We start from the raw sequence: 21,652 nt of genomic DNA on the forward strand, positions 1-21,652 counted from the left end.
TTAACCTGGAACACTCGTTCCTCCTCAACCCAGGGCCTTATCGAGTTGTTGCTGGCCGCTGACCAAGCCTGCAAGGCGGCGCGTCAGACCGATACGGCACTACAGGCTGTGCAGGTCGAGGTCTTTGCCAGCCAATACCGCGCCTTGGTGCAGGAAGGCCAGGCGCAAAACCTGCCAGCGGCCAAGGCGCTAGGACAACGTGGCCGGGCCAAGCAGTCAGGTGCCTTCAACCTGCTGCGCCGGCTGTTGGAGCGAGAGCAGGAGGTACTGCGCTTCATGCGCGATTTGGGTGTGCCCTTTACCAACAACCTGGCCGAGCGCGCCATTCGCATGCCAAAGGTCAAGCAGAGAATTTCAGGCTGCTTTCGTACCTTGCCGGGCGCGCAGAATTTCTGCACCATCCGCTCCTATCTGGACACCGCGCGCAAGCAAGGCTTTGGCATGCTTCACGCCATGCGCGCCGTCTTCTCGGGACAGGCCCTGGCGCTCGCGTAGGCTGAACAGTCACAATCCAGCTATATTTGAATTCCGTGACTAATTGGACTTGGCGCCATGCTGATCGGCTACGCCCGGGTATCGACCGATGACCAGAACCTGGACCTGCAACGCGATGCGTTGAGGCGGGCCGGTTGCGAGCGGATGTTAGAGGACAAGGCGAGCGGTGCGAAAGCAGATCGCACGGGCCTGGCCGCGCTGATGAGCATGCTGCGCGCCGGCGATACCGTCGTCATCTGGCGGCTGGACCGATTGGGCCGCTCGCTCAAAAACCTGATCGAACTGGTGGAACGTTTTGAAGCCGCCAAGGTGGGCTTGCGCAGCTTGCAAGAAAACATCGACACCACCACCAGCGGTGGCCGCCTCGTGTTCCATCTGTTCGGCGCCCTCGCCGAGTTTGAACGCAACCTGATCCGCGAACGCACCCAAGCTGGCATGGCCGCCGCTCGTGTGCGCGGCCGGATGGGCGGACGGCCCAAGCGGCTCGACCCCGCCAAACTGGCATTGGCTTTGCGGCTTCACCACGAGGCCAAGCATACGATCAAGGAAATCTGCCAGATGATGGGCATTTCTTCCAAATCGACACTCTACAACTACCTCGCCAGGGCGGACCGTCATGTCCTCGGGGCGGCGTAAACAGATCCCGTCCGATTCGCTGCTGCTCTTGCGGCAGCGGCTGGACCGCTTGCCCCGCAAAAGTCCACAGCGGGCAGCCCAGGTACAAGCGGCCGCAGACCTGTATGGTCTTTCTGCCAGCACAGTTTATCGCGCGCTCAAGGATTTTCTCAAGCCGCGTGCGGCGCATCGTGTGGATCATGGCATACCGCGTCTGATGCCCAAAGCCGAACTGGAACGTTACTGCGAACTGGTCGCGGCCCTCAAACTCAGAACGACCAACAAGGCCGGACGTCACCTTTCTACCAAGCGCGCCATCGAACTGCTGGAAGAATATGGCGTCGAGACCTGGCAGGGCTTGGTGCGTGCGCCGCAAGGCGTGCTGACGCGCAGCACGGTCAATGAATACCTCACGCACTGGCATCTGAATCAGGCACGCCTGCGCCGACAGCCGCCCGCCGTGCGGTTTCAGGCTGAGTGCAGCAACGACTGCTAGCAATTCGACATGTCGCCGTCCGACCTGAAACGTATCGAAGCACCCTCATGGGTGGACTCATCCAAGGGCGAGCCCACCTTGATGTTGTACAGCGTGGTCGATGACCGAAGCGGCGTGTGCTTTCTCGAATACCGGTGCGTCTACGGCGAGGACGCGGAATCCGCGTTGCGTTTTCTGTTCAATGCGATGACAACGAAAGGCGAGGCTGAATTCCCGTTCCAGGGCCGGCCCAAGATGATCTACCTCGACAATGGTCCGGTGGCCAAGAGCCGCGTATTTCAAAACGTGATGCTGGCACTGGGCATCGAGTGGCAGACCCACATCCCTGCAGGCAAAGATGGTGAGCGCGTGACCGCCCGCTCGAAGGGCAAGGTCGAGCGCCCTTTTCGCACTGTCAAGGATGCCCACGAAACGCTGTATCACTTCCACAAGCCGGAGACCGAACAACAGGCCAATGAGTGGTTGATGCGCTATTTGCTGCGCTACAACCGACAAGACCACCGCTCTGAACCGCACTCCCGCATCGAGGACTGGATTGCCAATTTCCCTGCGGAGGGCATCCGTGAGAGGTGTACCTGGGAGCAGTTCTGCCGCTTTGCCCGCGAACCTGAGCGGCGCAAGGTCGGCATCGATGCGCGTGTCTCGGTGGATGGCACCGCTTATGAGGTGGAACCAGACATGGCCGGCGAAACCGTACTGTTGTTGTGGGGGTTGTTCGACAGCGAACTGTACGTCGAGTATGAGGGCGCGCGAACCGGTCCCTACCATCCTGTGTCTGGTCCGATTCCGTTGGGCCGGTACCGGGCGTTCAAGCGCGGTACCGCCGATGAGCGGGCCGGCCGCATCCGCACGCTGGCGGACCAGCTTAAGCTGCCCATCACGGCGCTGGCCGGAGAAGACCTGCGGTGGGCTCCTTTGAATCTTCCTGGCGAACTTGAACTCGCGAAACAACCCTTTGATGCACAAGCGCACGAATACCATTTCCCCAGCAGCATCGCCGCCAAGTTGGCGATTGCCGATGACCTGGCGCAACCGCTGGCCAAGATCGCGCCGGAGGATCGGGCCTTTATCGAACAGGTGCTGGGCGAGACGCTGATTCGCAGCATCATGCTGGCGCGCGTACGAGCGTATTTCCGCAACAAAAAATCAGGAGAGGACCATGCGAGTTGAGGTCATGCAGTATTACGGGTTGACGTAGCCGTTCAGCCAGGCTGGGTACTATGAAACCGAGCATCACCAGCAGCTCATCAAGGACATCAAGGCTGCAGTCCTGGAAGGGCGGCTGATCGCGGTCTGCGACGTCGTGGGCAGCGGAAAAACCGTGACCCTGCGGCGCTTGCAGCAAATCCTGAAGGATGAAAACCGCTTAGCAGTTGCCAGATCGCTGTCGGTAGAAAAGCACAGCATCAAGCTTGCAACGCTGATCACGGCACTCTTCTACGACCTGGCACAGGACAAACTGGTGCAGATTCCCAAGCAGGGCGAACGGCGCGAGCGCGAGTTGCAGGAGCTGGTCAAAAAGGGAAAACGCCCGGTGGCCCTGTTTGTCGATGAAGCGCACGACTTGAACGGGCATACGCTCATTGGCCTGAAGCGCTTGATGGAGGTCGTGGAAGACGGCGGCGGGCGCCTGTCGGTCATCCTGGCCGGCCATCCCAAACTGCGCAACGACCTGCGCCGCCCGACCATGGAGGAAATCTGCTACCGCACCGACATCTTCACCCTGGACAGCATCACCGGTAGCCAGCGCGAGTACATCCAGTGGTTGCTGGGGGTTTGCACCGGCAACAAAACCGGGCCGGAGTCGATTCTGAGCGCCGATGCGATCGACATGCTGGCCACCAAGTTGCGCACGCCGCTGCAAGTCCAGTTGCACCTGACCCTGGCGCTCGAAGCAGGATAGACGGGTGAACGACCGGTCACGGCTGAACTGGTGGGGTCCGTGCTCTCGCGCCAGCTCGACGACCTGGAGCCGACGCTCACGCGCCACGGCTATCGCCTCAAGGACATGGTCGAGCAGTTCGACGCCAAGGCGGCAGAAATCCGTGCGCTGTTTAGCAATCAGCTTGAGCCCAAGCGCACGGCAGAGATCCGCGAGCGCATGTTGGCTGCGGGCTTGCCAATCTAGCCTTCAACGCTGGGGCGAATGTGTTTTAGCGCTGGCTGATTGCACCACCCGGTCAGTCGCAGTTATTGCTGGTTCACGCCGATGGAATGCAGGTCGGCGTCGGTAAATGCAGGTTCATTTGCAGTTATCTCTGGTTTGAGAGGCCTATCAGTCGCAGTTAATTCTGGTCGAAAAAGCCGCTGATTGCAAGTCGGACTGTTTTTGAATGCAGGTCGCTACATCTAGGTGTGCGGCCCGGTGAGGCACAACGTCAACCAGGCCACGCCCTCGGCAAATGCAGCCAGCACGTCGCTCAGGTAGTGAACACCCAGGTACATACGCGTCAGTGCCACCAGCGCCACCATCGTGATTGCGGCAAGAACGGCCATCACGCGCCAGCGCCAGGCAGCAGTTCTGGAAATGACCACGGCTGCCATGACGCCATAAAACAAGGTGGCTCCCGCCACATGGCCGCTGGGAAAGCTGTAAGTTGTCAGCGCCAGCAGCGGATCATCAAAACTCGGCCGGGCACGATGAAAGGCGTATTTCATCAAAACGTTCAGCAGCATGCCCAGCGGCACGGTCAAGCCGATACCAATCAACCAGTCCAAGTTTTCCGCCGCACCCCCGTTCATGTCGTGGTGAATCTGTCAAAACCCAGCAGCGCCATGACCACAACCACCGCGGCCACGGGGCCTGCCAGCGGGTAGACGATGGACGCGAGAATCGGCGCCACCAAAAGCAGGTGGCGCAAGCCCCAGCTGTACAGCAGCCCTGCCCTGCGCAAATAGACCGTACCGGCAGGCGACCAACGCAGGCGCTCCTCGGAGTCAACCGGCATGGAACTGATGAATCCGGCGTGGTTGTAATAGCGAACCGCCATCGCAGAGCAGACCAGCGAGGCAAACAAAATCGTCATCAGTACCAGTTCGAGCACCAACCGCGCGGTCAAATGCGCGGAGATGGCGTCGCTGGCGCCAAACGATGAGTTCAAAGAAGGGGCGGCCAACGTGACCGCGCCCATCAGTCCCAGCGCTGCCGTTGATGCGGTCATGGTCGCCGACATCATTGAATTGCGCAGCGTTTGCACTGCCAGGATTTCCGAACCACGGTGCTTGGACAGCGCGGCGAACCAGTCTTCGCGCAAGGTCGCATGCGCAGAGCGCGCCAGCCGCTTGGGGTGCCTGCGCTGCACCAGCAGCAGCGCGACTTCGTAGGCCACGAGTATGGCAATGGTCATGAGGCTCGCCAGCCAGGTGGTAGTGTTGGTCATGCTGGCCAGGCGCTCACGCAGCCCGGGGCGTCATCGCTGGCCGGCGCAGCTCCAGCAACTCAAACACGATCATTCCGATGAGCATCGTGGCCACAAAGACCAGCGCCTTGGACTCGCCCATGCCCAGCGCCACCAGGCCGGGGCCCGGGCAGAACCCGGCAATGCCCCAGCCGATGCCAAACAGCGTGCTGCCCCTCACCAGGCGGCGGTCAATCGGGCTTGCTGTGGGCAGTTTCATCACCGCGCCCATGAGCGACAGGGTCCGGTTTTTCGCAAAGAAGAAAGCGACCAAGCCCACCGCGATGGCCCCCGCCATCACCAGCGCCAGCGAAGGGTCCCAGGCGCCCCCGACATCGAGGAAGCCCAGCACTTTGGCGGGATTGGCCATGCCGGAGACGATGAGCCCCAGGCCAAACACCATGCCCGTGAGTAAAGAGGTCAAGACAAACATGGATTTTTCCTTAGATACTGAACAGATGGCGAAGCACGAACACGGTCAAAAAGCCTGCGCCCATGAACGTGGCCGTCGCCGCCAGCGAACGAAGCGAGAGCCTTGACAGACCGCAAACGCCGTGGCCGCTGGTGCAGCCCGAGCCATACCGGGTGCCGATGCCCACGAGAAGGCCCGCGGCGACCAGGGCGCCGTAGCTGGCGTCAATCTGCACCGCAGGCACATCGGCGAAGAGCGCATACAGCAGCGGAGCGCCTACCAGCCCCAGGATAAATGCAACTCGCCAGCCCATATCGCCCCGCACGGGCCTCAAGAGACTGCCCAGCACGCCGCTGATTCCCGCGATGCGTCCATTGAGCAACGCAAACATGGCGGCAGCCACCCCGATCAATACGCCGCCCAGCAGGGAGGACCAGGGGGTAAATGCATTCCAGTCGATAGTCATCAATTACTTTCTTCGGGACAATAAATACGGTAAAGCAGCGCCAGGATTTCCAGCGTTGCCGGGTTGGCCACGCTGTAGAAGATGTGCTTGCCCTGGCGGCGCGTGTTGACCAGGCCTTCGTTGCGCAACACGCCGAGCTGCTGAGACAAGGTGGGCTGATGGATGCCCAGGGCGTCTTCCAGTTCGCCGACGCAGCGCTCGCCTTGCGACAGCTGGCACAGCAACAAGAGTCGGTCTTCATTGGCCAGCACTTTCAGGGTGCCAACGGCTTGCGTCGCTGCGGCGCGCAGCAACTCAGGGTCCAGGACGAGACAGGTGGGAGTCATGAGGTAGATTTTTTGGTTAGGTTGACTATATTATATAAAACAATACAATATACGTCAACATATCGAAATCAATCCACGGAGTCCGCCATGAATGCAAAAATAACGACCCAAGCTTTTTTTGACCCCGAGACCTGGACCGTCACCTACGTCGTCTCGGACAACCAGAGCGGCCACGCGGCCATCATCGACCCGGTGCTCGACTACGACTTCAAGTCGGGACGCACGAGCACTACATCAGCCGACCGGGTGCGGGACTACCTGGCGGACAAGCAACTGCATGTGGACTGGATTCTGGAAACCCATGCTCATGCCGACCACCTCTCGGGCGCACACTATTTGAAGGAGTACGTCGGCGGGCGCATTGCCATTGGCGAGAACATCCGCGCCGTCCAGTCGACCTTCAAGGCAGTCTTTAACCTGGAACCTTCGTTCCTGCCCAATGGCAGCCAGTTCGACCATCTGTTCAAGGAAGGCGAGACGTTCAAAATTGGCGATGTCGAGGCGACAGCACTGCTGGTTCCCGGCCATACCCCGGCGGACATGGCGTACCGGGTGGAAGACTCGGTCTTTGTGGGCGACACGCTGTTCATGCCTGATGTCGGCACGGCGCGGGCAGACTTCCCGGGCGGCGACGTGCATGCGCTGTACCGGTCCATCCGCAAACTACTGGCCTTGCCGGAGGAGACCAAGATGTTTGTCTGCCACGACTATCCGCCGGCATCCCGCACGCCGCAATGGCAGACCACCGTGGGTGAACAGCGCGCGAACAACATCCATGTGCATGACGGCGTTAACGAAGATGCCTTCGTCGCCATGCGCATCGCCAGAGACGCGACGCTGGGAATGCCCACGCTCATCCTGCCGGCCATTCAGGTCAACGTCCGCGCCGGCGACCTGCCGCCCCCCGAAGAAAACGGCATCAGTTATCTCAAAATTCCGGTCAACACGCTGGGCGTGAAGAGCAAATAGCATGCGCTTTGAACCGGGAGCGATCGTCGCTGAACAACCAGATTTCACTTTGGCAGCTTTATGAACGAGGTCAGAATGAACACGCAAAATCATTGGGAACAGGTCTATCAGAGCAAGGCAGCGGACGCGGTCAGCTGGTTTCGCTCTCATCTGGAGCGCTCGCTTTCGTTGATAGAAAAAGCTGCGTCAGACCCTGCGATGTCCATCATTGACGCCGGTGGCGGCGAGTCGACCTTGGTCGATGATTTGCTCGGCGCGGGCTACCTTGACGTTAGCGTTCTTGATATTTCGCAGGCGGCCATTGATGCAACCCGGCAACGGCTCGGTTCCGCAGGCAATGCTGTGGCGTGGTGGGTCGGGGACATCACCAAGGTCGCACTCCCCGAGGCAAGATACGACGTATGGCATGACCGAGCGGTTTTTCACTTCCTGACTGACCTCGCGCAGCGCCGGGCCTATGTGCGTTTGGTGATGCATGCGGTCAAACCGGGGGGCCACGTCATCGTGGCGACGTTTGGGCCCGAGGGTCCCTCCAAGTGCAGCGGTCTTGACGTGGTTCGTTATGACGCGGAAGGGCTGCACGGTGGGTTTGGCGATGCCTTTCGCCTCGTCGAAAGCGCAACTGAAGTACACGACACGCCGTTTGGGACTTCGCAGCAGTTCATTTATTGCTACTGCGTCAAATCGTCATGAAACGCCAGGTCGAGGCCTGTGAATGATTAAACCCAATGCTCTGATGCCGGTGCCACGTCAGCACTCGCCTGTTGGTCGAAGTTTTCGGGAAATGTCAAACAGGCCTCCAGGCCCACCGGATTTCGCGGACGAAACTGTAAGCTTCCCGCGTAACGGCTGGCAATCTCGCTGACGATGGAAAGACCCAGACCGCTGCCTTGAGAGGCCGCGCCACGCCTCCAGAACCGCTGCGTGGCCAATGCGCAATCCACCTGAGGGTCGGCCGGGATTCGGACGGAATCCGGCGTTTTTTGACGTAACCGATTGATTTCAAATAAGAATAGTCTCGAATTGCATGGGCGGCACCGGCCGCTCCAGATCCAGCGAGTAATCGCCAAATCGATTGATGTGCTCGACCCGGTAGGGCGCCAGGCCGCCCAAGACAGCCGCGTCAACGGCAAACCCCTCGGCCTGAAGCTCCTTGAGCACCCGGGTCATCGCCTCCACGTTGTGCAGGATGACCAGGTTGGCCACCAGCTGGTTGTACTTGATGACCTTGCGCTGCTCGTGCCGTACGTTCTCGGCAATGACGCCCTCGCCGCCAAAGAACAGCCACTTCGTGAACTGGTTGAACTCTTCGCTCTTGCAGGTGGCCGCCTGAATCGTGCGGCGCAGCTCCACGTCCCCGATGTAGTCCAGCAGGAACTGCGTTCGAACCACCCGCCCGAGCTCGCGAAAGGCAAAGTAGAGCTTGTTCTTGCGGCTGGCCGTACCCAGGCGGCGCAGCAGGGCCGATGGAGTGATCTTTCCCGCCTTGATCGACAAGGCGACGCGCAGCATGTCGGGCAGATGGGTTGAAATCAGCGACCAGTCAATGCTTTCGCCAAACAGCGCGTCGATGTGCTTGTAGCGGGTTTTCTTGTCTGGCCGGAAGAACACCAGCTTTTTGAACTGGCGGATCCGGGGCATCAGTTTGATGCCCAGCAAATAGGCCAGAGCGAAGGCCGGCGTGCTCTGCGCATGGGTGTCGCCATGCACCGTATCGGGCTGCACGTCGGACTCGTTCTTGATGAGCCCATCGAGAATGTAGACCGCCTCATACACGCCGCAGGGAATGAAGTGGCTGAACAGCGCGATGTACCTGTCCGAGACATGGTAGTAGCCGATGCCGCCATAACCGCCGTAGCGGATATGGCTTTCGGCCAGCAGATTTTGCTCGTACAGATTCCACTGGGTGCCGTCGGCCGAGGCTGCCTCGCCGCTTCCCCAGTATTTGGGCAAGAGGAACTTGTTGTAAGCGTTGATGACCTGCACCAAGGCTTTTTCCAGCCGCGCCTCGGTCATGTGGTGCAAATTGAGCCAGGCGACCTGCTTGCGGCTCAGATCCTTGAGCGAGCGGGCCGTTTGCGTGGGGCCAAGATTGCACCCGTAGCAAAACAGCGTGGTGACAAAGCGCAGCCGTGGATTGTCGATCTTGCCCTCAAAGCCGGACAGGGGGCCAAACAGCTTGTGCAGATCGAGCCAGCGCTCGCCTTCGACCAGGATGTCCAGAATGTTCTTCGGCGCCAACCGGGCGGTGAGCTGCTGATCCACCCGTAACAACGCGGCAGGCGCGGCTTGTTTCGAATTCTTGCGGATGACCAGTTCCTCCCCAACGAAGGCGGCATGGGCATTGTCGGGAAAGGCGCCATCGACCCGCTTGGCCGTGTCCGCCAGGCGCTGCCGGAGCTGCGCGACGAATGCGCCCGCCTCTGTGGGCAGCGCCAGCATGGCGCCGTAGTCGGCCACCTGGGACTCGAACGCGTCCCAACTGATGAGTTGCTCGCGGTAGTCGCCGTACTGCTCGCTGTGGCGGACAAACAGGTCACCGGACTGCAGCTCGCGCGCCACTTCCGAGAGCACGCACAATTCAAAATACTTGCGGTGAACGCTGGCAGGCTTGCCTTGTTCGTTTTCCTGGACGACGAGTCGCCGCCATTTGTCCGGCAGCCATTGCACGCTGAGCGCCGCCTCGTCCACGGGCAAGTGCTCTTTATGGCTGCTGCGGTGCTGCAGCACAAAGGCAATCGCCTGCACCAGCGTCTGGTCGCTGTGGGTCGAGGCCAATTCTAGGAGCCCCAGGCAGTTGAGCAGCAGCGGGCGCTGCGCCTGGTAGGAGGCCATCATGAAGGGAAAGTAATTGTCGGCGGCGTAAGCCATGTGCTCGTCGCATTGCGCCAGCAACTGCGCCGACTCGCCCTCGATGGCGCTGGCGATTCGCCCGCCGCGCTCGGCATCCGTGGCGCCCGCCTCGAAGGCCTTGAGCACGTCGCGCAGCGTGGCGATGAGCTTTTCCGCCCGCAGGCGGTGCTCGGTGAAATAGCGCTCCAGCTGCTCGGCGCCCGTGGCATGGAGTTTTCGCACTTTGCGCCGCAAAATGTCCACGGCGTCGTCCAGCGCCTGGCGCAATTGGGCATGAATCAGCACCACGGCCAGCGCGTAGCGCTTGGCCGGTTTGGTCGCCTTGATGTCCGCCGCGTCGAGCGCGCGGGCTTCGAGCACGTACTGGTGGAATTTCGGCGCTGCAATGTGGTCGATGGCCGGCAGGCGGGCCACCCAGGCCTTTAGCCATGAAAGGTGCTCCAGATAGGCACGCACTTCAGGGTTCGTCGGTTTTTTGGGCTCGCGTTTGAGCCTGAGCCAGCCCGATGTGGCCCCAGCCTTGACCAGAAACAAGTCGTCGATTTCATGTTTGAGCGCTGGCGATAGCCCGGCAGACAGCACGCTGAACAACTCGTCATTGACTTGCGCACGAATGCGGCGCGCGGTGCGCAGCAAGGTGCTGAACCCTGGCAGCTCGAAACGCTGGCGCACCAGTTGCTCGATCACCACGTTGATGACGGTGGCTGTCAAGGAAGTTGTCGCCTGAAGTGAAGTGAGTCAGGCTACCTTTTGAGTGTTTCGAAGCTCCTTGATTTGTGGGTTTTCTGGGTTGAGGTGCACGACATCGACATGCGCCCACTGGCGGGTCTGCCTTGACCAGCGCTGGGGATTTTCCTGGCGTGCCCGTTCATAGACGAGCGATCGCTCCTCAAGCAATGCCCGGTCCAGGCCGGCATGGCGTTGGGCTGGAGTCACGAAGCCAATCGCGCTGTGGTGATGCTGATGGTTGTACCAGTGCGCCAGCTCGGTCACCCAGCGCCTTGCGGCCAGCAGGTTTTCAAACGGCTTGACAGGCAATTGCGGGCGGTACTTCAGGGTTCTGAACGCCGATTCGACATAGGGATTGGAGCGAGCAGTCAACTGCGCCGCATGGCGACGTTGAGCGACGACCTTTTCGCGTCACCCATCCGCACCATCCGCTGTTCGGTCAGGTGTTCGATCTGGTCGAGCGTGGGAGGAACTGGCGCGAAGACAGGGTTTTTTTCCACGACACAGCAGGAGGCTCGCACTCGATGCCGGCGGTCTGGACCGACCTGGTCGCCGAAGACCCTTTCAATGCTGTGGCGCGGGGACGTGCCGCGTTCCGGGCTCAAGAACTCCTCGAATTGGTGCAACTGATCGAGGCAATGAAGTCATGAGCCGGCCCCTTCAGTGTAAAGAAGATATTGTGCAAAGTGTAAAGGCGATTACGTCTTGTCTTGCATCTGTTCGATGCTACTGGCATGGGAGCTCAACATACATGCTGCACATGAAACCTCCTATCGCTTGCAGTGATCACCTTGACAGTGTGTTCATGCCGAACATAATCCTATTTACATACATTGACTGGCCTGAGCCGAGGAGGGTCCATGCCCATAGATCGAGACAAGCACGACAAGCAAGCGGTCCTGCGCCAGCACGCTGCGCTCAACCCGCGTGCGCACGGCGTCACTCACGCACTGTTCGCCAACAACGCGTTCTTCGACCCCGACGATGTGCTGCAGGTCAAGTACGAGATGCTGCGACTGGTCAACATCGACAAGCGCTCGATCAGCGAGGCTGCCAAGGCCTGCGGCTTTTCGCGTCCCTCGTTCTACCAGGCCATGACGGCCTTCGAGAGCGGCGGCCTGGCCGCTTTACTCGCCCACAAGAGTGGTCCGCACGGTGGCCACAAACTCACGCCAACGGTGCTGCAGTTCATCTGCGAGGCGCGTGCTACCGATCCGGATATTCGTGCGGAGCGCCTGGCCGAGTTGGTGCACCAAAATTTCGGGGTGCAAGTTCACCCTCGCAGCATCGAGCGGCAGTTGCTGCGCAAAAAAAAACGGCGCTGATACCCGTGTCGCTTGCGCCGCTGCTGCGCGACGACAGTCTGGTTGCACGCTACGAAGATCTGCGCCAACAGGTGCTTGGCCGATCGGCCGTTCAACCCCAGGGCCTGGCTTTGTTCACCCGTGGCGGTATGTGCGCCTGGATGCAGGTGTGGAGTCAGTGCGTGGCGCCGACGCCGGTGCCGGCGCCGCCACAGGGTGACCAGCAGATCTGTCCAGCGCAGTTGCACAGGGACGTTGCAATGCTGCTGGCCAGTATGGTTTTGTTCAATCGGCAGGAGGCCCTCGTATGTTGAATGATCACCATCAGAAGGTGCAGGCCAGTCACCTCAAGCGCAACGCCTACCTCTATGTCCGCCAGTCGACGCTGCGCCAGGTGTTCGAGAACACCGAGAGCACCAAGCGCCAGTACGGCTTGCGCCAACGCGCCGTGGCCCTTGGCTGGGCAGACGAACGCGTCATCGTCATCGATACCGATCTTGGCCAGTCCGGCGCCGCCACGGATCGCGAAGGCTTCCAGCGCTTGGTCGCCGAAGTCGGCATGGGCCACGCGGGCATCGTGCTGGGTCTGGAGGTCTCGCGCCTGGCACGCAACTCCATGGACTGGCATCGGTTGCTGGAGATCTGCGCGCTCACCTCGACGCTGATCTGCGACGAGGATGGAGTCTATGACCCGGCACACTTCAACGACCGGTTGCTGCTCGGCCTGAAGGGCACCATGAGCGAGGCGGAACTGCATGTGCTGCGCGCGCGCCTGCAGGGCGGAATCCTGAACAAGGCGCGCCGCGGCGAGTTGGAGATGCGCCCGCCCGTGGGGTTGATCTACACCAGCGATGGCACGCTCGTGCTCGATCCTGATCAGCAAGTCCAGCATTGCCTGAGGTGGCTGTTCGCGGCGTTCGCCCGCACCGGCTCAGCCTGCGCCACGGTCAAGGCCGCGCGTGATGAGAAGCTGGCATTTCCGCGGCGCTGCGCCAAGGGTCCCCACAAAGGCGAACTGCTGTGGGGCAGCCTGACGCACGACCAGGTGCTTCGGGTGCTGCACAGTCCCCGATACGCTGGAGCGTTTGTTTATGGACGTTGCCATACGGTCAGGACCATCGATGGCCGCACCCGGCTGCGTCGAATGCCGCGCGATGAATGGGTCACGTTGATCCCGGGTAACCATGCGGGGTATATCTCTTGGGACGAGTTCGAGCTCAACCAGCATCGCCTGCATGCCAACGCGCAGGCGATGGGCACCGATCGGCGGCGCGGACCACCGCGCGAGGGTCCTGCGCTGCTGCAAGGAATGGTCTTGTGTGGGCGCTGCGGTCAACGCATGACGGTTCGCTATCACGATCGTCATGGGCAATTGTGTCCCGACTACATATGCCAGCGCGAACGCATCAAGCACGGTCAAGCGGTGTGCCAACACGTGCCCGGAACCGGCATTGACCAAGCGGTCGCAGCGGTGCTCATCGAGGCGGTCAATCCGGTTGCGCTCGAGGTGTCGCTGGTCGTTCAACAGGAACTGCAGTCTCGCTTTGAAGAGGCGGACCGCATGCGCCATGCCAATGTTGAACGCGCGCAGTACGAATGCGAACTGGCGCAGCGACGCTATATGCGCGTTGATCCCGACAACCGGCTGGTGGCCGACTCCCTGGAGGCGGATTGGAACGAGAAGCTGCGCGCGCTGGGCGATGCACGCGAGGAGTACACCCGTCGCCGGGATGAAGACGCACGCTTGTTGACCGACGAGCAGCGCAAAGCGATCGTGCAACTGGCCACCGACTTCCCTCGCCTGTGGAACGATCCGGGTACGCTCGATCGCGATCGCAAACGCATGGTCAGATTGCTGGTGGAGGACGTCACCTTGAATCGTGACGACAAGATCACCATACATATTCGCTTCAAGGGTGGTGCGCGCAAGTCGCTGCATCTACCCCTGCCCAAGTGCTCCTGGCAGCAGCGTGTGACGCCCACTGCCGTGGTCCAGGAGATAGACCACTTGCTTGACGAACACACCACGGCGCAGATCGCCGACGTTCTCAATGCTCGTGGATTCGCGCCGGGTGCGGGATCGGCATTCAATACACGGATGATCGCGCGTTTGGCGCGCGACTACCATCTCAAACCGCGGTACGACCGATTGCGCGAGCGCGGCATGTTGACACTGCAGGAAATGGCCGACGCATTGCACGTCACCCCCCACACTGTCAAGATCTGGCTGCGGCGCGGCCTGTTGCGAGGCCACGCCTACAGCGACAAGAACGAGTCCTTGTATGAACCACCAGGCGACCTGGCTCCCCGCAAGAAGCCCGGCGCCAAGCTCTCGCAGCGGCGTCTGGAGGCAACGGTTCCACCTGAACGTACGGAAGGAGTGCAGTATGCGACGTAGTCCTTGTCGTTGCTTACGGACGGCCGGCTGCGCGTGTGCGCCACTCCCAGGCGCTGCATCGTGGCCAGCATGGTCTCGCCCTTCATCGGCGCGCCATTGTCCGAATGCACCGTCAGCTGGCCCGGGGGAATGCTGTGCCGCGCGCAGATGTCGCGCAGCAACTGGCTGGCCAGCTCGGCACTCTCGCAATCGAACACCTGCCAGCCAACGATCTTGCGGCTGAACAGATCCTCGAACAGGTACAGGTAGAAGTGCTGGCCGCGCACCTGGGTTGGCAGGTACGTGATATCCCAGCAAAACACCTGATCGGGCCCGGTCGCGGCCAGGGCGCGCGGCCGGCTGCGCTTTTGCGCTGAACGCTCTGCGCGCCGATGGGCCAACTGGCCCTCCTGGCGCAGCAGGCGGTACATCGTGGATTCGGACGCCACATAGACGCCGCTGTCGGCCAGGCGAGGCACGATCTGGCTCGGCGGCAAGTCCTTGAACGCTTCGCTGTTGAGCGTGGCCATCACGGCCTGGCGCTCTTCTTCAAGCAGCTTGTTGGCCGGGCGTGCATAGCGCCGCTTGCCTGAAGGGCGCTGGTCACCCTCGGCCGCCTCAGAGCGCTGCCAGCGCTGCACGCTGCGGCACGACAAGCCGATCTGGCGGCAAGCCGGTTGCAAACGCGCCCCGTCGGCGCAGGCCTTGTCAATGAGGCCGAGCAACTTTTGGCGCTGCTGGACGGACGTCATTTGTCCGCGCCCTCCAACAGCGCCTGGAAGTTTTTTTGCAACACCAGCAAGGCAGCCACCTCGGCCAGCGCCTTTTCCTTGCGCCTGAGTTCGCGCTGCAACTGATCATGCTGGCGCTGCAGCTCGCGAAAGGCGCCGCTCGCCTCGCGTGAAGCGGGCACGGCAGGGGTGCAAAACGCCTGGTGCCACTGCACCAGCTGATGCTCGAACACGCCATGCTCGCGGCACCAGCTGGCCCGGGCCATGTCATCCAGTGCATAGCTTTGCTGCAGCGCCATCAAACGCTGTGCAGGCGTCCAGGCCGACGCCGGGCCGTCCAGTGCAGCAGTTGCAGCGGACACCGGGGGGGCTATCGTGCCGGTTTTCTTGCTTGCGCTTTGCAGCCACTTCCTGAGCGTGCCGGCGGACATGTTGAGTTCACTGGCAACGCTGATAACGGAACGCGTGCCGCGATGCCTGGCTTTGAGCAATGCCTGCTCTTTAAATTCAAGGGAGTGATGTGAATGCGGTGTTCTGGTCATGAAATGTCGTTGCCGGGCAGTTAGCCATTGAAGAATTGGACGCGACAACAAGTCTGACACCCGGGGGTGACCTCGGTGCTGACGGTGCTCTCGGAAATCGGCCCGGACCTGAGCCGCTTTGCCAGCGTCAAGCACTTCTGCTCCTGGCTCGGACTGTGTCCGGGCACCAAGATCAGCGGGGGCAAGGTGCTCTCAAGCAGGACGCGGCGCTCAGTCAACCGGGCGCGCCAGGCACTGAAGATGGCCGCCATGAGCTTGTCGCGCAACGGCTCGGCACTCGGTGCCTTCTATCGCCGCATGTGCGCGCGCATGGACAAACCCCGCGCCAACACGGCCACCGCCCACAAGCTTGCCAGAATGGTCTACTTCATGCTCACGCGCGGCGAGGACTTCGTCGACCAGGGCCAGCAGCACTATGAAGAGCAGCAGCGCCAGCGCAGCGTGGCAGCGCTCAAGCGTCGCGCTGCCGCCCTCGGATTCCTCATCGCCCCGACGGAAGTACCTGCCTGATCCTCAACGAACTTTGGTTTCTTATGAGCCAACCACCTTGACCGAAGTCTTATCCCGGTCGCAAGCCTTTAAGGATGTGGCCAGGAATAACTTCCCCCCTCTCTGGTCAAAATGCAGTGCTGCCCAATGGGTGGCGTGCAGGGGCACGGCGGGTACGTAAAATCCAGCAATGAGCACACAGACGGGTTACGGACAAGACATTGAGGTCAAGATGAAGCGGCTGTTCGCAACGCTGTCGGAAAAGGACCGGCGGCGCTATGCGGCCATTGAGGCGGCCAAGCTCGGCAGCGGCGGCATCAGCGTTGTCTCGGGCTTGTTTGGGCTCGATGCCAAGACCGTGCGCCGCGGGCTGACGGAGTTGGCGCTGCCCGTTGATCCCGCGCAAGAGCGGGTTCGAAAAAAGGCGGTGGACGCAAGCCGCTGATCGACAGCGTTGCCACGCTCGACGAGAATTTTCGCGCGCTGCTGGCCGAGTTCACGGCGGGCGACCCAATGCGCCAGGGCGTGCTCTGGACGAACCTGTCGCGCCGCGAGATCAGCAGGCGCCTGGCCGACATGGGCACGCCGGCGAGCCGCCATGTGGTGCGCAAGCTGCTCAAAAAGCACGGCCTGGGTACGCGCAAGGCGCGCAAGAAAAAGTCGATGGGCGCGCATCCCGACCGCAACGCGCAGTTCGAGAACATCGCCCGGCTCAAGGCCGCGTATCTGGCCAGGGGCGAGCCGGTGCTCAGCATCGACACGAAGAAAAAGGAGCTGATCGGCAACTTTGCCCGGGAGGGGCAGACCCACACGCAGGCGCAGGTTCAAACGCTGGACCATGACTTTCCCAGCGCAGGACAAGGCAAGCTGATTCCGCACGGCTTGTATGACCTGGCGCGCAACGAGGGGCACATGCACCTGAACACGAGCACGGAGTCGAGCGAGTTCTGCTGCGACTCCATCGCGCACTGGTGGGAGCGGCACGGCAGCAAGCACTACCCCGATGCTAAGCGCCTGTTGCTGCTGTGCGATGGAGGCGGCTCCAACGCGTCGAATCGCCATGTGTTCAAGGAAGCGCTGCAACACCTGGCCGAGCAGCTCGGGCTGGAGGTCCGCGTCGCGCACTACCCGCCATACTGCTCCAAACACAACCCGATCGAGCACCGCCTGTTTGCCCATGTCACGCGCGCCTGCCAGGGCGTGACGTTTCACACGGTGGAGATCGCCCGGCAGTTCATGGCAAAGGCCAAAACGACTACCGGGCTGAAGGTGACGGCCGAGGTGCTCGGCGGGGTCTACGTCAAGGGTAAAAAAGTCGCGGCAGACTTCTTGGCAAACATGCGCATCGTCTTCGATGCGCATCTGCCCCGTTGGAACTACCGTGCCGTCCCGGCCAATGGCTGAGCTCGGGAAGTTATTTCTGGCCACATCCTAATTACGGCCCGTTGGAGCCCAACTGGGACTTGCCAGACGGCGTGATCGATGAGGCCAGCGTCACGCTGGAAGAGGCGCTGGGCGCTCGCAGGACGTTCCTCTACGTCTACGACTTCGGGGACAACTGGCGCCACAAGGTCAAGGTGGAAAAAACCGTCACGCTTGACGCGCCGTTGTCGCTGGCGCTGTGCCTGGCCGGAGAAAACGCCTGTCCGCCCGAGGACGTGGGCGGCGCGCCGGGCTACGAGGACTTCGTGCAGGCGCTGGCCGATCCGGCCCACCCGGAGCACGATGAGCTCAAGCAATGGGTCGGCCGCCCGTTTGACCCTGCCGCATTCGACGCGGCCGAGATCAACCTGTGGCTCAACCACACAGCGTCTTGAATTTCAATATGGGTACTGGGCGGACGCTTACCAACATCACGACATATTCCACGGATATTTGAACAGTCCAGCTTGAAAATCAGACCGCTTTGTTTGAGGTCACGGATTCAGGCTACAGTTTTGAGTCCTGAGTGAGAAGCTCAGTTCAATGTCGGTCAGCCGGGCCATGCCGAGCCACATTACTGTGTTGCCTGGGGGTGAATCCGAAGCTCGAGCCAAGTAGCCGCCGAGTCTATCGAGTTGGCTCTGTCACTGTTAGATGTGGAATTTTTTTTCCAGAGGCGTAGAGTTCATAGCGAACCGTGAAGGAGGTTAGCCATGAACGCCGAGACTTTCAATGCGTTGATGAACCAACAGGTGCCCCGGCTCACGCTGCGCCAGCGTGAACTGCTCAAAAAGCGTCTGGATGAACTCGATGAGCAGCAAAAAGGGCTGGCCGTCATTGAGTCGTCCAGCGCGACTGAGCCGCGCTGCTGCCCACACTGCCAAGGCAGCGAGCTTTACCGGCATGGCCACGTCAGTGGGTTGCAGCGCTACCGCTGCCGGACATGCCACCGCACGTTCAATGCCCTGACGGGCACCGCGCTGGCGCGGCTGCGCAAGAAGGGCAAGTGGTTCGGTTTTAGTCAAGCCCTGGCCGCCTCCCTCACCCTTCGCCGGGCCGCTACTGCCCTGCAGGTTCACCGAAACACGGCGCTGCGCTGGCGCCATCGCTTTCTCAGCGGCCTCAAGGCAGACCGCGCGACAACGCTGCAAGGTATTACCGAGGCCGACGAGACCTATATCCTGGAGTCGCGCAAGGGCTGTCGCAAGCTGGACCGCCCGCCTCGCCGTCGCGGCAGCAAGGCGAGAAAAGCGGGCCTGTCCGGTGAACTGGTCTGCGTTTTGGTGGCTCGGGACCGTGCCGGACAGACGCTGGACTGGGTGATGGGACGCGGGCAGATGACAAAAGCCGCACTGGCCGGCGCACTGCAGCCCGTGCTGGCCAAGGATGCGCTGCTGGTGAGCGATGGCAACCGGACCTACTGCGGCTTTGCGCACGACGCGCACCTGGCGCACGAGGCGGTCAATCTGAACGCAGGCGTGCGCGTCAACGGCGCCATCCATGTCCAGAATGTCAACGCCTATCACGGCCGTCTCAAACAGTGGCTGCACCGCTTTCACGGCGTTGCCACGGGCTATCTGGACAACTACCTGGGCTGGTTTCGCGCCCTGGACAGCCACCATGGCGACTCTGGGCAAGCTGTCTTGGCGATGGCCTTGGGAAAATTTCCACATTTAACAGTGACATAGCCATCGAGTTAGATCAGACAGGACGTAATCGATGGCAATCACCAAAGTCCTCAGAACCGTGTAGTGAACATATACACCATCCAAAAATACCCAAAGGGTACGATCGTACGGCTGGCCGCTTGGAGTGGCGTCAGATCTAGGCACAAGGTAGACTTTGATGGTACTAGTATGGAAGCGAGCGGACACAGAAGTCCAGTCCACAAAAAAAGATCAATGCCAACTAAAAGAATTGCAGCGACAAGCACGGGCAAAAGGATAACTGAGCAATTGCCCACTAAGCGCCAAATTCGGCTCTGCAATTTGCTGAACGGCGGAAAAGTGACTTCAGGCGCCGTTCCGGACACGATAAAGTGCGCGATATCGTCCCAATTTTCCTCCTCATGGCCCACGCCGTGATTGCCAACAATATAGTTGATCTGGTGAACTGGGCCCAACTCCGAGCCTTGGATAAATCCGTCATGGCCAGCGCTGCCAAGATTGAAGCGTCGCCACGGCTGCAGGGCTTTTGGAAATACCGCGACCACCCAATCTCGCGTCGCCACATAATTCAGCACCTTTTTCACGCGGGGAACCTGCGAGTTAGTCTGAATTAAGCTCAACCAATCATAATCACGGCGAACGACGCTGCCGGCGAGTACGACGTGTTTGAACCGCGCAGCCGGATAGTCCTGCAATGCCTGAGCCACAAGGTAAGTGCCGTTGGAATGACCGACATAGTGGAACGTCGACCTTGGATAACGGGCGCGAGCTTCGGCAAAGCGATCCATTAGCCATTCGACCTTTCGCTGGCGAACCGTTCGAAACATGAATGGCAGCATAGCGAAATAGCCATAGCTTTCAGTCCACGATTCGAATTTTTGATCCAACGTCGCATGTTTTTTGATACAGCGCGCGATCTTCTGTGTCCAAAACCCCTTGTCGCGTATTCCGTGCACAACAAACACTAAATCGGTAACCGTAGGATCCGGTTTCGGCGGTAGGTTGTCAGCCATCTCCTCCCGCGTAATAGACTTGTTCGCCAGCGTTTCGCGACTTTCGTTGAGAGCTATCAGGAATTTCTTGCGCCGTTCCGTACGTGCCAGCGCGGTTTCGAGCGGTCCGGTCGCTGACATCTCGATCACATTTGAATGATTTGACTTCCCGACTTCCAGGTAGAAATAAGAGTGACGTTCATTCTCGCCAATGAGATCAACTGAATAGTCGACGTTATCGTCCGGCGACACTTGGTCGTCAACGGTACCTAACAGCTGCACGACAATAATGTCAGGACGAGGTCCATATTCCTGGTCCATCAGCGCAAGCCACTGCAACCGCGCTTGCACCAGAAAAGGTGCTCCCTTTCGGATTGCAAAAATCGTGGGCTTGCCACGCAAGACAAATTCGCCGAACAACTGCGAGATGCTCCACTTTACGCTGGTCAACCAATCCATCGCTGAGGACACTGACCAACCTCTATTCATCCCGGCGAAGAGAATAAGGCGCTGGATTGAGGTAGCCCAAGTTCGTGGTTCACGGAATTCTGCAAACTCTGGTTCGAAAGGCGCAGGCCGGTCACCGCCCGCGCCCATCTGCTCACCGAAGGCGATGATTGCGATCTTGCGTGCAATCACTGCTCCGAAACTGTGTCCGACGAACGTGATGGAAATGTATTTGCCTCCCGATCGCTTACGATCCGCCACGAGTTCATCAATAGCCGCAACGAGACCGGCAACAATGCTCTCGGCTTTCTGCAGACAAAGTGGTTTTCTCGCGAATGGCAGTTCCGGTGCAAAGATGTCGGCATTCGGGTGCTCCGCGCGGAGCACATCCTTGACGTCCGAAATTCCTTTTCCTAAGAGGCGAAATTTAAATCCATGTATCAAGACAAAGAGTTCAGTTCGAGCTGTACCGTTCTCAAGAAACCGCTTAAAGTCGTTCATGTCCGGTCACCATTTGAATTTGCGCCTTTGCGCTGCTCTCAGATCTGTTTACTTGGGATAAACCTTACCTTGACGACTGTTTAGTGCTGTGCCCACTCACCCAACGATACAAGCAATAACGCTCAGGCCTATGTCCACACCCTCCTCAACCCCTTGCTGTCCGCTTTGCTGCTGGCCAGGAACATCCTTCATCTGCTGCTCGATGCCCTGGCGCTCGTGGCCCTGCATACCTACCTGCAAAAAGAAGGGCTCTCAAAACCACGCAAGCCTCGACCCAAGTCGCATAAACACATAACTCAGCCTGTTAATGATGGCTCACATCGTTAACTTGGGTGGATTGGCCCGTTATGCCCGGCAGTTCAACGATGGTGACTTATGTGTAATGAAATGGGGATAAAGTCCTACGGCGACACAGTCCGAG

23 protein-coding genes and 3 pseudogenes are annotated in these 21,652 nt (G+C 60.3%); 16 read left to right on the forward strand and 10 right to left on the reverse strand.

From position 1 onward, the window contains the following. The 5 genes and pseudogenes from EC86_RS30265 to EC86_RS30275 all read left to right on the forward strand — a co-directional run. Positions 1 to 495, forward strand: a 495-nt coding sequence (locus EC86_RS30265; RefSeq protein WP_332258706.1) for an IS66 family transposase, incomplete at its 5' end; no start/stop codon positions are given. Positions 496 to 552: 57 nt separating this feature from the next. After that, positions 553 to 1,131 (forward strand): recombinase family protein, encoded by a 579-nt coding sequence (locus EC86_RS0124730; RefSeq protein WP_029528426.1) that lies wholly within the window; start codon positions 553 to 555, stop codon positions 1,129 to 1,131. Positions 1,132 to 1,135: 4 nt separating this feature from the next. After that, a pseudogene (locus EC86_RS26735) lies at positions 1,136 to 2,776 on the forward strand (IS481 family transposase). A 115-nt stretch (positions 2,777 to 2,891) separates the two neighbouring features. Next, entirely contained in the window at positions 2,892 to 3,509 is a 618-nt protein-coding gene (locus tag EC86_RS30270) for an AAA family ATPase (protein ID WP_269635760.1), read from the forward strand. 30 nt (positions 3,510 to 3,539) lie between these two features. Next, the gene (locus tag EC86_RS30275) at positions 3,540 to 3,734 is read left to right on the forward strand and encodes a phosphoribulokinase (RefSeq protein ID WP_232230052.1); all 195 of its coding nucleotides are present in this window, start codon (positions 3,540 to 3,542) and stop codon (positions 3,732 to 3,734) included. Positions 3,735 to 3,955: 221 nt separating this feature from the next. Here the strand turns inward: EC86_RS30275 and EC86_RS0124745 are convergent, their stop codons facing one another. The 5 genes from EC86_RS0124745 to EC86_RS0124765 are packed head-to-tail and all read right to left on the reverse strand — an operon-like array spanning position 3,956 to position 6,208. Further along, positions 3,956 to 4,324 carry a phosphatase PAP2 family protein gene (locus EC86_RS0124745; RefSeq protein ID WP_198026916.1) on the reverse strand — a complete coding sequence of 123 codons (369 nt, stop codon included), beginning with the start codon at positions 4,322 to 4,324 and terminating at the stop codon, positions 3,956 to 3,958. A 20-nt stretch (positions 4,325 to 4,344) separates the two neighbouring features. Next, complete coding sequence (locus EC86_RS0124750) at positions 4,345 to 4,953, reverse strand: DUF599 domain-containing protein (RefSeq protein WP_232230053.1); 609 nt, start codon at positions 4,951 to 4,953, stop codon at positions 4,345 to 4,347. A 46-nt stretch (positions 4,954 to 4,999) separates the two neighbouring features. Next, entirely contained in the window at positions 5,000 to 5,437 is a 438-nt protein-coding gene (locus tag EC86_RS0124755; RefSeq protein ID WP_029528429.1) for a DUF6691 family protein, read from the reverse strand. A gap of 10 nt (positions 5,438 to 5,447) precedes the next feature. Then, a complete protein-coding gene (locus EC86_RS0124760) occupies positions 5,448 to 5,882 on the reverse strand; it encodes a YeeE/YedE family protein (RefSeq protein WP_029528430.1) in 435 nt (144 codons plus the stop codon). Beyond that, on the reverse strand, positions 5,882 to 6,208 hold the full coding sequence (locus EC86_RS0124765; protein ID WP_029528431.1) for an ArsR/SmtB family transcription factor: 327 nt from the start codon (positions 6,206 to 6,208) through the stop codon (positions 5,882 to 5,884). Before EC86_RS0124765 ends, EC86_RS0124760 begins: the two co-directional genes overlap by 1 nt. An 87-nt stretch (positions 6,209 to 6,295) precedes the next feature. On the opposite strand from EC86_RS0124765, the gene EC86_RS0124770 reads away from it, so the two are divergent. Both EC86_RS0124770 and EC86_RS0124775 read left to right on the forward strand, forming a co-directional pair. Continuing rightward, a complete protein-coding gene (locus tag EC86_RS0124770; RefSeq protein WP_029528432.1) occupies positions 6,296 to 7,177 on the forward strand; it encodes an MBL fold metallo-hydrolase in 882 nt (293 codons plus the stop codon). A gap of 75 nt (positions 7,178 to 7,252) precedes the next feature. Continuing rightward, positions 7,253 to 7,870, forward strand: coding sequence for a class I SAM-dependent methyltransferase (locus EC86_RS0124775; protein WP_029528433.1), 618 nt, complete (start codon positions 7,253 to 7,255; stop codon positions 7,868 to 7,870). A 309-nt stretch (positions 7,871 to 8,179) separates the two neighbouring features. Here the strand turns inward: EC86_RS0124775 and EC86_RS0124780 are convergent, their stop codons facing one another. Continuing rightward, positions 8,180 to 10,741 (reverse strand): Tn3 family transposase, encoded by a 2,562-nt coding sequence (locus tag EC86_RS0124780; RefSeq protein ID WP_051676376.1) that lies wholly within the window; start codon positions 10,739 to 10,741, stop codon positions 8,180 to 8,182. A 27-nt stretch (positions 10,742 to 10,768) separates the two neighbouring features. Continuing rightward, complete coding sequence (locus EC86_RS0124785) at positions 10,769 to 11,131, reverse strand: integrase core domain-containing protein (RefSeq protein ID WP_029528292.1); 363 nt, start codon at positions 11,129 to 11,131, stop codon at positions 10,769 to 10,771. On the opposite strand from EC86_RS0124785, the gene EC86_RS28285 reads away from it, so the two are divergent. From EC86_RS28285 to EC86_RS30280, 4 genes are all read left to right on the forward strand, one after another. After that, on the forward strand, positions 11,101 to 11,409 hold the full coding sequence (locus EC86_RS28285) for a DUF5372 family protein (RefSeq protein ID WP_269635758.1): 309 nt from the start codon (positions 11,101 to 11,103) through the stop codon (positions 11,407 to 11,409). The two genes, EC86_RS0124785 and EC86_RS28285, sit on opposite strands and share 31 nt — an antisense overlap. Before the next feature lie 210 nt (positions 11,410 to 11,619). Further along, positions 11,620 to 12,084 (forward strand): helix-turn-helix domain-containing protein, encoded by a 465-nt coding sequence (locus EC86_RS0124795; protein ID WP_029528224.1) that lies wholly within the window; start codon positions 11,620 to 11,622, stop codon positions 12,082 to 12,084. Between the two features lie 5 nt (positions 12,085 to 12,089). Continuing rightward, positions 12,090 to 12,377: a hypothetical protein gene (locus tag EC86_RS0124800; protein WP_029528225.1), complete on the forward strand. Its 288-nt coding sequence runs from the start codon at positions 12,090 to 12,092 to the stop codon at positions 12,375 to 12,377. Continuing rightward, positions 12,371 to 14,461 carry a recombinase family protein gene (locus tag EC86_RS30280; RefSeq protein WP_029528226.1) on the forward strand — a complete coding sequence of 697 codons (2,091 nt, stop codon included), beginning with the start codon at positions 12,371 to 12,373 and terminating at the stop codon, positions 14,459 to 14,461. The genes EC86_RS0124800 and EC86_RS30280 overlap by 7 nt, the downstream gene beginning before the upstream one ends. A 32-nt stretch (positions 14,462 to 14,493) precedes the next feature. Here the strand turns inward: EC86_RS30280 and EC86_RS28290 are convergent. Together EC86_RS28290 and EC86_RS0124815 are read right to left on the reverse strand one after the other, a co-directional pair. After that, positions 14,494 to 15,192: pseudogene (locus EC86_RS28290) on the reverse strand (DDE-type integrase/transposase/recombinase); the annotation flags it as partial. Continuing rightward, positions 15,189 to 15,713, reverse strand: coding sequence for a transposase (locus EC86_RS0124815; protein WP_029524731.1), 525 nt, complete (start codon positions 15,711 to 15,713; stop codon positions 15,189 to 15,191). The pseudogene EC86_RS28290 and the gene EC86_RS0124815, both read right to left, overlap by 4 nt. A gap of 75 nt (positions 15,714 to 15,788) precedes the next feature. Here EC86_RS0124815 and EC86_RS26745 point away from each other — a divergent pair. The 5 genes and pseudogenes from EC86_RS26745 to EC86_RS0124840 form a co-directional block, all read left to right on the forward strand. Continuing rightward, positions 15,789 to 16,223, forward strand: a pseudogene (locus EC86_RS26745) (transposase); the annotation flags it as partial. A gap of 169 nt (positions 16,224 to 16,392) precedes the next feature. After that, entirely contained in the window at positions 16,393 to 16,647 is a 255-nt protein-coding gene (locus tag EC86_RS29705; protein WP_029528436.1) for a hypothetical protein, read from the forward strand. Next, on the forward strand, positions 16,647 to 17,606 hold the full coding sequence (locus EC86_RS0124830; protein WP_232230059.1) for an ISAzo13 family transposase: 960 nt from the start codon (positions 16,647 to 16,649) through the stop codon (positions 17,604 to 17,606). The genes EC86_RS29705 and EC86_RS0124830 overlap by 1 nt, the downstream gene beginning before the upstream one ends. 41 nt (positions 17,607 to 17,647) lie before the next feature. Beyond that, positions 17,648 to 18,019, forward strand: coding sequence for a plasmid pRiA4b ORF-3 family protein (locus tag EC86_RS0124835; protein WP_051676378.1), 372 nt, complete (start codon positions 17,648 to 17,650; stop codon positions 18,017 to 18,019). A 318-nt stretch (positions 18,020 to 18,337) separates the two neighbouring features. Next, the gene (locus tag EC86_RS0124840; RefSeq protein ID WP_029524292.1) at positions 18,338 to 19,312 is read left to right on the forward strand and encodes an IS1595 family transposase; all 975 of its coding nucleotides are present in this window, start codon (positions 18,338 to 18,340) and stop codon (positions 19,310 to 19,312) included. A gap of 50 nt (positions 19,313 to 19,362) precedes the next feature. Here EC86_RS0124840 and EC86_RS0124845 read toward each other — a convergent pair whose 3' ends face one another. Then, on the reverse strand, positions 19,363 to 21,231 hold the full coding sequence (locus EC86_RS0124845) for a hypothetical protein (RefSeq protein WP_051676379.1): 1,869 nt from the start codon (positions 21,229 to 21,231) through the stop codon (positions 19,363 to 19,365). Positions 21,232 to 21,652 lie beyond the last annotated feature (421 nt).

The sequence above is a fragment of the Polaromonas glacialis genome (assembly GCF_000709345.1).
Classification (GTDB): domain Bacteria; phylum Pseudomonadota; class Gammaproteobacteria; order Burkholderiales; family Burkholderiaceae_C; genus Polaromonas; species Polaromonas glacialis.

Excerpts from the sequence above, each read along its gene's own strand:
- EC86_RS0124730 (WP_029528426.1), top strand. The coding sequence starts at position 553 with ATGCTGATCGGCTACGCCCGGGTATCGACCGATGACCAGAACCTGGAC.
- EC86_RS0124750 (WP_232230053.1), bottom strand. The coding sequence starts at position 4,953 with ATGACCATTGCCATACTCGTGGCCTACGAAGTCGCGCTGCTGCTGGTG.
- EC86_RS0124755 (WP_029528429.1), bottom strand. The coding sequence starts at position 5,437 with ATGTTTGTCTTGACCTCTTTACTCACGGGCATGGTGTTTGGCCTGGGG.
- EC86_RS0124760 (WP_029528430.1), bottom strand. The coding sequence starts at position 5,882 with ATGACTATCGACTGGAATGCATTTACCCCCTGGTCCTCCCTGCTGGGC.
- EC86_RS0124765 (WP_029528431.1), bottom strand. The coding sequence starts at position 6,208 with ATGACTCCCACCTGTCTCGTCCTGGACCCTGAGTTGCTGCGCGCCGCA.
- EC86_RS0124770 (WP_029528432.1), top strand. The coding sequence starts at position 6,296 with ATGAATGCAAAAATAACGACCCAAGCTTTTTTTGACCCCGAGACCTGG.
- EC86_RS0124775 (WP_029528433.1), top strand. The coding sequence starts at position 7,253 with ATGAACACGCAAAATCATTGGGAACAGGTCTATCAGAGCAAGGCAGCG.
- EC86_RS0124795 (WP_029528224.1), top strand. The coding sequence starts at position 11,620 with ATGCCCATAGATCGAGACAAGCACGACAAGCAAGCGGTCCTGCGCCAG.
- EC86_RS30280 (WP_029528226.1), top strand. The coding sequence starts at position 12,371 with ATGTTGAATGATCACCATCAGAAGGTGCAGGCCAGTCACCTCAAGCGC.
- EC86_RS0124815 (WP_029524731.1), bottom strand. The coding sequence starts at position 15,713 with ATGACCAGAACACCGCATTCACATCACTCCCTTGAATTTAAAGAGCAG.
- EC86_RS29705 (WP_029528436.1), top strand. The coding sequence starts at position 16,393 with ATGAGCACACAGACGGGTTACGGACAAGACATTGAGGTCAAGATGAAG.
- EC86_RS0124840 (WP_029524292.1), top strand. The coding sequence starts at position 18,338 with ATGAACGCCGAGACTTTCAATGCGTTGATGAACCAACAGGTGCCCCGG.
- EC86_RS0124845 (WP_051676379.1), bottom strand. The coding sequence starts at position 21,231 with ATGAACGACTTTAAGCGGTTTCTTGAGAACGGTACAGCTCGAACTGAA.